Here is a 9,495-nt window from a genome sequence, read left to right as displayed (position 1 = left end):
CGGTCGTCACGGCGGAAGCCGCCGCGCTCGTCCCGACGGTCGAAGGAGCGGGGAGCACGGTCCCGGTCGCGGTCGCGGTTGAAGCCCCCCCGGTCGTCACGACGGTCGAACGAACGGCCGCCGCGGTCACGGTCGCGGTCACGGTCCCGGTCGTCACGGCGGAAGCCGCGGTCGCGGTCGAAGCCACGGCCGCCGCGGTCGCCCCGGTCGCCCCGGTCGTCGCGGCGGAAGCCACCCCGGTCGCCCCGGTCGGAGCCGCGGTCCCGGTCGCGGTCGCGGTTGAAGCCGCCCCGGTCGTCACGACGGTCGAACGAACGGCCACCACGGTCACGGTCGCGGTCCCGGTCGAAGGAACGGTTGTCGCGGTCGAACGTCCGCCCGCCGCGGTCGTCCCGGCGCTCACGACGGTCGTACGACGACGCAGCCGCCGTACGCTCCTCCCGCTCGCCCCGCTCGAAGCGGTCCGCACGCTCGGCGCGGTCGACGTCCTGCGCCGCCGGCTGCTCCGGCACCGACACCTCGGCGGCCCGCTCGGCCACCGCCTGCGCCTCGGCCACCACGGCCTCGGGGTCCTCGCCCCGCTCGCGGGCGACCCGGGCGATCAGCCGGTCGGCCTCCTCGCGCAGCTCGGCCGCGCGCCGCTGCGCGCGCTCCAGCTGCTTGGTGAGGTGGGCGACCTCGCGCTCGGCCTGCTGCGCGGCGTTGCCCGCGGACTCGGCCTGCACCTCGGTCATCGACCGGGCACCTGTGATCTCGGCGACCTCCGGGTCGAAGGCCGCGCCGCCCTGGATGATGTGGCGCGAGGCGTCGACGCCCGCGTCCTCCATCAGGCGGAAGATCTGGCGCCGCTGGTGCGGCAGCGAGAGCGAGACGACCGTGCCGGTGCGGCCGGCGCGGGCCGTACGGCCGGCGCGGTGCAGGTAGTCCTTGTGGTCACCGGCCGGGTCGACGTTCAGGACGAGGTCGATGCCGTCGACGTGGATGCCGCGCGCGGCGACGTCCGTGGCGACCAGGACGTTGACGTAGCCGTCCTTGAAGTCGGCCAGGGTGCGGGTGCGGGCGCCCTGGGTCATGCCGCCGTGCAGCGCGTCGGCCTTCACGCCGGCGTCGCGCAGCTGCTCGGCCACACGGTCGGCACCGAGCTGGGTGCGCACGAAGATGATGGTGCGGCCCTTGCGGGAGGCGATGGCCGCGGTGACCGGCGCCTTGTCCTTGGGCTTCACGATCAGGATGTGGTGGGACATGGTCGTCACCGCACCCTGGGCGGCGTCGACCTCGTGGCTGACGGGGTCGGTCAGGTAGCGGTCGACGAGGGTCTTGATCTCGTTCTCCATCGTCGCGGAGAACAGCATCCGCTGACCGCCCGCCGGAACCTGGTCCAGCAGCTCGGTCACCTCGGGCAGGAAGCCCAGGTCGGACATCTGGTCGGCCTCGTCGAGGACGGCGATCTGCACGTCCTCCAGCGAGCAGGCCCCGCGGTTGATGATGTCGCGCAGCCGGCCCGGTGTGGCGACGAGGATGTCGACGCCCTTCTCCAAGGCGTAGATCTGGTTGCCCATCGAGGTGCCGCCGCAGACGACCTTCATCTTCAGGCCGAGGACGTCACCGTAGGGCTGGAGGGCGTCCGCCACCTGCATGGCGAGCTCGCGGGTCGGGGTGAGGATGACGGCGCGCGGCTTGTGCTTCTGGGTGCGGCCGCCGGCCAGCTGGGCCAGGGTCGGCAGACCGAAGGAGAGGGTCTTGCCGGAGCCGGTGCGGCCGCGGCCCAGGATGTCCTTTCCGGCCAGGGCGTCCGGGATGGTCGCGGCCTGGATCGGGAAGGGGGTGGTCACGCCGTTCTGCGCGAGCTTGCGGACGACGCCCTCGGGCAGGCCCAGGTCCGCGAAGGTGAGCTCGGGGGCCTGGTCCTTGCGAGGGGCCTCCTGGCCCTCGAAGGCGTCCTCGGTGCTCTCGGGCACGACGACGTGATCAGTACTGGCAATGGACATGCGAATGCGAAACCTTCCGGAGTCTCGTCGGCACGCGCCCGTCAACTCCGTGTTTCGCACCACGACCGCCTCGATGCGGTCCGCCACGGCAAGGGAGAGTACGCGCCACACGGCGCGCTCTTCATGGGCGCCGGGCAAATGGGATCAAACGATCTACCAAGATACGCACTCACCACCCCTCAAGGCAAACCGAGCCCGTACCCGCAGGTCAGGCACTCCCAGCGGCGGCAACGACGCGCGGATCGGCCGCTCGCCCCGCTCACGGACCAGCGTCGCGCCCTGCACACGGGCCGGCCTACCGCCGCCGCACGGATCAGGTTCTCGCCCTGCGCGGCCGGTGCAGGTGGCGCCACCGGCCCCGCTCGCGCTGCTCCGACTGGGGCCCCGTGCCCCCGCGCGCCGAGGAGGACGGGTCGGTCACCGTCGGTTCCGGCGAGACCGGTGACGGGGGTGAGGATGCCGGTGGCGGCTCCGGCGCTGCGGACGTCTGCGGCGGCGGGGGTACGGGCTCGGTCGGAGTCGGAGCGCCCGGCTTCGGCGGCACGCCGCGCTTGCCCGGCGGCGGCGTGGACGCGCCGCCCGTGGCCGACGGCGAGGCCGACGCGGACGGCGACCCGTCCTTCTGCCCCTTTTCCTTCTCCCCGTGCCCGTGCTCGGAGAGACCCTCGCCACCGGCGCGCCCCGCATCACCGCCGGAGATCGCCGTTCCTCCGGCCGGCGCCTCGCCGCCGCGCCGGTCCGTGGAGTGCGACGGCCGGGCCCCGCCGCCGGAGTCCTCCCCCACGCTCACACAGCCGGCGGCGGCGGTGACGGCGACGACCGCGGCGGCGAGTCGGACGGATACAGGCAAGGGGCGCACGGGAAGCCACCTCCGGGAAGGACAGGTCTCCGTGCCCAACTCCCTGCGCCCACAAGAGGACACGCGAGCGCCACCCTCGGCCCGCAGACACAAGCCCCGGCAGCGGCAGCCCCGGCCCACTGACCGGAACCCCGGCAGGCCCCGGCGCACGGACACGAACCCCGACGGGCCCCCGGCCCACGGACGCAAACCTCGGCAGCGGCACCCCCGGCCCACGAACGTGTGCGCCTTGCAGGCATCCGCCCTCGGCGCCTCAGCCGTATCCGAGGGAGTGCAGCCGGGCGTCGTCGATCCCGAAGTGGTGGGCGATCTCGTGCACCACGGTGACCTCGGTCTCCACGACGACGTCCTCGCGGGACTCGCACATCCGCAGTGTCGGCCCCCGGAAGATCGTGATCCGGTCGGGCAGCACGCCCGCGTACCACTCACCGCGCTCGGTCAGGGGCGTGCCCTCGTACAGTCCGAGCAACTGAGGATCTTCGGCGGGCGGTTCGTCCTCGACGAACACCGCGACGTTGTCCATCAGCCGTGTCAGTTCCGGCGGGATCCGGTCGAGGGCCTCGGCGACCAGTTCCTCGAACTCCTCGCGCGTCATCTCCAGCACAGACCCATTGTCCGGTACGCGACCGAGCGCGGTCCCACCCGCGGACCACGCATGTTCCGTGCGTCCCACCCCGCACACCACGCATATCCGCCGGCGGGCATGGGCATACGCGACCAATGGCCCGCGTCAACGTCGCAGACCTCAAGCGCCTGCTCCGCACGCCCGGCCGGCGGAGGGCAGCGCGTGCCCTCACCCTGACCCGCGAGCCGCACCCCTGGCTCCGCGCCCTGGGCCTGGTGACCGTGGTGCTCGCCGGCGCCTGGCTGGGGCTGCTGATCGTCGGCAACGTACGGGCACCGGTCGGCCCCATGAACACGACGATGACCCTGCGCCCCTCCCTGAGTGGCGGCACCAAGATCAACATCTCCCCGCTGGGCGCCTTGGAGCTGAACAGCCATGTGGCCCCGGTCCGCCTGGACGTCAACGTCGACCAGCTCGACCCGGAACGCTCCCAGGCGCTGGTCGACCACCCCGAGCGGATCTCCGGCCTCCAGAACGAGGTGGTGCACGACGTCGAGCGGGGCACCTTCGACCTGGCCGTACGGTCCTGCGTGGCCGTGGTCTCCGGCGCGACCGCCCTCGGCCTCGCGGTCTACCGCCGTCCGCGCCGCGCCCTGGCGGCCGGCGGCCTGGCCCTGACCCTGCTCGCCGCCTCCGGGGCGACGGCGTACGCCACCTGGAACCCCAAGTCTGTGCTGGAGCCACGCTTCTCCGGGCTGCTGTCCTCGGCACCCTCCCTCGTCGGCAACGCGCGCAGCATCGTCACCGAGTTCGACGTCTACCAGAAGGAGCTGGCGCGCCTGGTGACGAACGTGACCAAGCTCTACGACGTCACCTCCACGCTCCCCGCCTACCAGCCGGACCCGACGACCATCCGGGTGCTACACGTGTCCGACATCCACCTCAACCCGGCGAGCTGGAAGATCATCGCCTCGCTGGTGGAGCAGTACAAGGTCAACGTGATCGTCGACTCCGGCGACACGATGGACCACGGCACGGCGGCGGAGAACGGCTTCCTCGACCCGGTGGCGGACCTGGGGGTTCCCTACGTCTGGGTGCGCGGCAACCACGACTCGATGGCCACCCAGCGCTACCTGGAGCGCATGAAGAACGTGCACGTCCTGGACGACGGCCGGGCCGAGACGGTCGCGGGCCTGCGCTTCGCCGGCATCGGCGATCCCCAGTTCACCCCCGACCGCTCGACCGTGCCCGGCGGCAACGCGGCGGAGCAGCTGGCGGGCACCCGCCTGGCGTCGGCGCTGCGCGACCAGCAGGCCAAGGGCACGCCGGTGGACGTCGCCATCGCCCACGAGCCGTCGGCGGCCCGTGAGACGGACGGCACGGTGCCGCTGGTCCTGTGCGGCCATCTGCACCACGAGGGCACGGAGGTCATGAAGTACGGCACCCGGCTGCGCATGGAGGGCTCGACCGGCGGCAGCGGCCTGCGGGCGGTCGAACACGAATATCCGGCCCCGATCGAGGCGTCGATCCTCTACTTCGACCGCGACGGCCACCACCTCCAGGCCTGGGACGCGATCAAGCTGGGCGGCCTGGGCCAGACGACGGCCGAGGTCAGCCGTCACCTCCCGAAGGAGAACCAGCCCGGCGCCACCCCGAACCCCACCGCACCCTCCGCGACCTCCTCACCCTCCGGGCCGTAAACGGTTTTGGCGATACCCCGCGCCATCCCATATGCTTCTCACGTCCCCGACGCGCTGAGAAGCGCCCAGGCGGGCCGATAGCCCTCATCGTCTAGCGGCCTAGGACGCCGCCCTTTCAAGGCGGTAGCACGGGTTCGAATCCCGTTGGGGGCACGCAGTACGGTGTGCGACACTTACGTTCAACGGTTCGCACACAACCACATGGTCCTGTGGAGCAGTTTGGAGTGCTCGCCACCCTGTCAAGGTGGAGGCCGCGGGTTCAAATCCCGTCAGGACCGCTGAGGTTTCACGTGAAACCTCGTGGCTGGGTAGCTCAGTTGGTACGAGCGTCCGCCTGAAAAGCGGAAGGTCGCCGGTTCGACCCCGGCCCCAGCCACAATCGCCCTCATCAGGGCAAACACCCCCTCCGGGATTTTCCCGAGGGGGTGTTTTCGTGGCGCCTGCGCCAACCGGTACGCCAACGGCTCCCAGTTCAGTCGACGGAAAGCCCTGCTCGATCTCTGCTCTGTCGAGCGCGGATCTCGTGTAGCGACGTGACGATGGCCGCGAGGTTCAGGGGGAAGGCGATGGCGTTGGCTATCTGGGGGACGTCGAAGGCGCGCAGGAGGCTGGCGCTGAGCGCGATCAGGAAGAGGGACAGAGGGAGGCATCGGCGCCACGCGGGGAGGTGCCGCATCCGGGCAACGGTGAGCGAGCACCAGAGCGTGAGGCCGAAGACCGTGATGCCCACGGCGGCGATGGCGATCAGCATGAGGGACACGTTGTCTCTGTGGGGAGTCGAGGGTCGTTCCGCTCGGGTGCGGCAGGGGACGGGATTCGCTTACGTGTGCATTGCCGGTCTGTGCCGAGGGAAGCGCAGGAACTCCCACCCTCCCAGGTCAGCAGATACCTCGCGCAGCCCTGGCTGGATACAGCCGGGGCACCCGCAGCAGCCGGGTCGGCCACGTCCCGCAGAAGGTGCACATTGGACATATGCACTTTGGGCAGCCCTTCGCTTTCGCCCGGCAGCGGTGGCACTCCACCCAGTGGTTGGTGGTGCTCCCCCTTGCACTGATCATTGCGATCACCATCGCGGATGTACGGACTCCGGCATCAGTCCACCTCGGTCCGCTGCTTGTCGTGGCCCCGGCCATCACCGTTTCGTTCGCAGGAGCCTGGCTCACCGGACTGATCGGCGCACTGGCCGTGGCGGCTCAGGTGGTCATCGCCGTGCTGGACGGGGACCTGTCCACGCCCAACCACATAGCTCAGATCATTGGGCTCACAGTCCTCTCGATCATGACCGTGATCATCTGCTTGGCGCGGGACCGGCACAAGGCGGAACTCGTCCAGGTGCGATCCGTTTCCGAAACGGCGCAGCGGGCGCTGCTACGCCCGCTGCCCCGCCGACTCGGCCCCCTGCACATCTCGTCCACGTACCTGGCCGCCGCGAAAGAGGCCAGTATCGGCGGTGACCTGTACGCCGTGACCCGCATCGGCAACTGCACTCGCGTACTCATCGGCGATGTGCGAGGAAAGGGACTGGCCGCGGTCGGGGAGGCAGCCGCCCTGATGGGCGCCTTCCAGGAGGCCGCTCACCAACACGTCACACTCCCCGCCCTCGCCGGCGCCCTGGACCGCAGTGCGTGCCGCTACCTGACCCAGTTCCCTGGAGCGGACGACGAGGTTCAAGAGCACTTCATCACCGCGCTGCTACTGGAGATCCCCGACGACGACTTCGCGGCACGGGTGACGCACTGCGGCCACCCGCCGCCCCTGCTCATCAGCCGAGGGCAGGTGACAAGTGTCCTGAGCCCTCCGGCGCCGCCACTGGGCATGTGGGGGCTGGCGCAGGACATCCGGACTTCTCACACCTTCTCGTTCGAGGCCGGTGACACTCTGCTGCTGTACACCGACGGCCTCGTGGAAGCCCGCGACACCGCCGGGGTCTTCTATCCACTGCAAGAGCGGCTCGCCCTGTGGACCAAGTGCAGCCCCGAGATGCTGATCGAACGCGTCGAGCGCGACCTCCTCGCTCATGCCGGCGGCGCTCTCCAAGATGATGCCGCCATCCTTGCCGTACGGCGAATGACAGCTCCGCATGCCGAACGCCCCAGCGGCGAGCTGGCAGGCAGCGACCGGAGCCGGCCAGTTGGCCGTAGCGTCAGTCCTCGGGATCTGGGTGCCGGGCCTGCTTCTTCACGCTGGCCTCCACCTCGTTCCGTGCCTGCCCCTCAGCGTCGGCGTGCTCGGTGACCGCGGCCTGCAGGTCGCGAGCGAGGTCGCGCCAGGCGCGCCAGGCAGTCTCATAGGTCTCGGTCTGGCTCTCGGCCCACTCGGCCTGTGCGGGCGGCCCGTACTGATCGCGTAGCTCAAGGACCCGATTGTGCGCCTGGTCGGCGGCGCGCTGCATCTCCACGAGTTCTTCAAGGGTGTGTGCCACGTGCACGGATCCTAAGACGGACATACGAACGCCCCCCGCCTCGACCCGCGAGAAGGGCGCGCTCCGGTTGTGGCTACCGCTTTGCGACAGGGGCTTAGCTCGTAAAGCCGGACGATCGCGCTGCGTGCCCTCCCCTCCGCTCCTGCGAACAGGACTTCCCGCCGGCGCACCCACGGCACCTGTTGAGCCTGACCGTGAGTAGGACCGTCGGTCCCCCAGCCGGTCGCCGCAGGCCGTCAGCGCTCGCCGGGTTCCGTACCACCGGGGTCCAGCCGCAAGGGTGGATACTCGTCCGTCATCAGCGCCGCGTACGACACCACGCGCAGGATCCAGCGGTCCGAGCCGACCAGCATGTCGAACATGCGCTTGGGGTAGCGGCCCGTGAACAGCAGCACCATTCCCGGCCCGCTGAGGCACGAGGCCACCGCGGCGATCGCCACCAGCAGCCAGACGAGGCCGCCCCACCACTGGGCCAGACGGAAGACCATTCCGAAGAAGCCGAAGACGAGGAGGTGCGGCAGGAGCAGCGGCCACTTCACCAGCACCAGGCCGCGCGACAGCCGCTCGGGGTGGACGATCTCCAACCGTGCCGGGTACCCGGGCACGGCCCCCAGGCTGAACGGCGGATACCGGTCGGTGCCGAGCGCTCCGAAGAAGTAGAAACCCACCCGCCACGCCCACCGCAGCACACCCCTGGTGAAGGCGAACAGGATCCGCGGGTAGCGCCCGGTGAACAGGATCGAGAAGAAGGCGACCGCGCTGGCCGCGACGAACGGGGCCCACAGTGCCGTGAGCACCAAGTGGTGGGGAATAAGCAGGACCGGCTTGATCAGCCACCGCCAACGGGACAAGGGCTCATCCAGGACAGCGTCGACCTTCACCGAGCGGTAGGGTCTCCCGCCTGCCGGGGCTCGAATGCGCTTGCGAGTCCACACATTTCCAGTGTCACTCCGCCCCCGGCCCGGATCGACTTGTGGAAGGGGCGCCCTACCGGAGGCAGGAGGGAGACACGGCGGCGGACGTACGGTCGCTGTTCTCGTGCACCTCCCTCCCCCTCGGTGTGCGAGGGCTCCATGGCTCTGCGCGGTTGCGGCCGTACGCCACAGCGACACGCGACGGCATCCGTCGGCAGGGCCGCGGGCTCCCTATGATCGGGCGCGGCGTTGCCAGGACACGGCCTGACACAGGGCAGTCCCTTCCGCTGCGGGCCGCGCCTGATCACTGACTTTCCGGACGCGCGGCACCGTCGCGAGATCGAGGAGCCGGCAGGCGTGAAGGCCCTGAACAGCATCGATCCGAGGTTGCCGGCCGACCCGCGCCCGGAGCGGGTCTGGTACACCTCCTACGGCTCGAACGTGGATCTCGAGCGGCTGGCCTTCTACATCCGGGGCGGCAGGCCGCCGGGGTCCGCCAGGTCGTATCCGGGATGCCGCGACCCCCGGATGCCCTCCAGGACGGTCCCGGTCGAACTCACCGGCGCCCTGTACTTCGCCACCGAGTCACCTGTGTGGGGAGGCGGCAGGGCCTTCTACGACCCGCAGGCCGAGGGACGGGTCCTCGCCTGCGCGCACCTGGTGTCGACCGAGCAGTTCTGCGACATCGCGGCTCAGGAGATGTACCGCGAGCCCGGCGCGAGCCTCGACCTCGGCGAGGTGCTCACACACGGTCGGGCCGTGATGGGCGAGGGCCGCTACGAAACCCTCGTCTGCGCCGGTCAGGTGAACGGCTTGCCCGTCCTCACCTTCACCGCCCCGTGGGGCATGAACGACGTGCACTGGAACCCGCCGTCGGCCTCCTACGTCCGCTTCCTGGCCGGCGGCCTGCTGGCGGCCGGCGCCTGGGACGCGGACGCGGTCGCCTCCTACGTCGCCGCCTGCCCCGGCGCGACCGGCCACTGGTCGGAGCAGGCCGTAACGGACCTCCTGAGAGTGGGACCGTACGACCTGTGAGAACCGCCCACC

General features: G+C 70.6%; 8 protein-coding genes and 3 tRNA genes. 6 read left to right on the top strand and 5 right to left on the bottom strand.

Annotated elements, in window-relative coordinates:
• The 3 genes from BZY54_RS08510 to BZY54_RS08500 all read right to left on the bottom strand — a co-directional run.
• The coding region (locus tag BZY54_RS08510) for a DEAD/DEAH box helicase (RefSeq protein WP_086724159.1) at nucleotides 1–1,988 on the bottom strand (1,988 nt) is incomplete at its 3' end.
• Nucleotides 1,989–2,301: 313 nt separating this feature from the next.
• Entirely contained in the window at nucleotides 2,302–2,847 is a 546-nt protein-coding gene (locus BZY54_RS08505) for a hypothetical protein (RefSeq protein ID WP_086724155.1), read from the bottom strand.
• 253 nt (nucleotides 2,848–3,100) lie between these two features.
• Nucleotides 3,101–3,451 (bottom strand): metallopeptidase family protein, encoded by a 351-nt coding sequence (locus BZY54_RS08500; RefSeq protein WP_208640594.1) that lies wholly within the window; start codon nucleotides 3,449–3,451, stop codon nucleotides 3,101–3,103.
• 116 nt (nucleotides 3,452–3,567) lie between these two features.
• Here BZY54_RS08500 and BZY54_RS08495 point away from each other — a divergent pair, with 116 nt between their 5' ends.
• The 4 genes from BZY54_RS08495 (at nucleotide 3,568) to BZY54_RS08480 (ending at nucleotide 5,488) form a co-directional block, all read left to right on the top strand.
• Nucleotides 3,568–5,112 (top strand): metallophosphoesterase family protein, encoded by a 1,545-nt coding sequence (locus BZY54_RS08495; RefSeq protein ID WP_086724154.1) that lies wholly within the window; start codon nucleotides 3,568–3,570, stop codon nucleotides 5,110–5,112.
• A gap of 80 nt (nucleotides 5,113–5,192) precedes the next feature.
• Nucleotides 5,193–5,265: transfer RNA gene (locus BZY54_RS08490), tRNA-Glu, on the top strand.
• 50 nt (nucleotides 5,266–5,315) lie between these two features.
• A tRNA-Asp gene (locus BZY54_RS08485) sits at nucleotides 5,316–5,390 on the top strand.
• 24 nt (nucleotides 5,391–5,414) lie between these two features.
• Nucleotides 5,415–5,488 (top strand) — tRNA-Phe (locus BZY54_RS08480).
• 96 nt (nucleotides 5,489–5,584) lie between these two features.
• Here the strand turns inward: BZY54_RS08480 and BZY54_RS08475 are convergent.
• The gene (locus tag BZY54_RS08475; RefSeq protein WP_086724152.1) at nucleotides 5,585–5,863 is read right to left on the bottom strand and encodes a hypothetical protein; all 279 of its coding nucleotides are present in this window, start codon (nucleotides 5,861–5,863) and stop codon (nucleotides 5,585–5,587) included.
• Nucleotides 5,864–6,084: 221 nt separating this feature from the next.
• On the opposite strand from BZY54_RS08475, the gene BZY54_RS08470 reads away from it, so the two are divergent.
• Complete coding sequence (locus BZY54_RS08470; RefSeq protein WP_086724150.1) at nucleotides 6,085–7,347, top strand: PP2C family protein-serine/threonine phosphatase; 1,263 nt, start codon at nucleotides 6,085–6,087, stop codon at nucleotides 7,345–7,347.
• Nucleotides 7,348–7,770: 423 nt separating this feature from the next.
• Here the strand turns inward: BZY54_RS08470 and BZY54_RS08460 are convergent, their stop codons facing one another.
• Complete coding sequence (locus BZY54_RS08460; protein ID WP_086724147.1) at nucleotides 7,771–8,415, bottom strand: DUF4389 domain-containing protein; 645 nt, start codon at nucleotides 8,413–8,415, stop codon at nucleotides 7,771–7,773.
• A gap of 390 nt (nucleotides 8,416–8,805) precedes the next feature.
• Here BZY54_RS08460 and BZY54_RS08455 point away from each other — a divergent pair, with 390 nt between their 5' ends.
• On the top strand, nucleotides 8,806–9,483 hold the full coding sequence (locus BZY54_RS08455) for a histone deacetylase (protein WP_086724145.1): 678 nt from the start codon (nucleotides 8,806–8,808) through the stop codon (nucleotides 9,481–9,483).
• Nucleotides 9,484–9,495 lie beyond the last annotated feature (12 nt).

The organism is Streptomyces carpinensis (assembly GCF_002154505.1).
Taxonomy (GTDB): domain Bacteria; phylum Actinomycetota; class Actinomycetes; order Streptomycetales; family Streptomycetaceae; genus Streptomyces; species Streptomyces carpinensis.
The sequence above is the reverse complement of the archived record's forward strand: the minus strand, read 5'-3'. Positions and strand labels throughout refer to the sequence as shown.

Coding starts and splice junctions, on each gene's coding strand:
- BZY54_RS08470 (WP_086724150.1), top strand. CDS start 6,085: ATGCACTTTGGGCAGCCCTTCGCTTTCGCCCGGCAGCGGTGGCACTCC.
- BZY54_RS08475 (WP_086724152.1), bottom strand. CDS start 5,863: ATGCTGATCGCCATCGCCGCCGTGGGCATCACGGTCTTCGGCCTCACG.
- BZY54_RS08495 (WP_086724154.1), top strand. CDS start 3,568: ATGGCCCGCGTCAACGTCGCAGACCTCAAGCGCCTGCTCCGCACGCCC.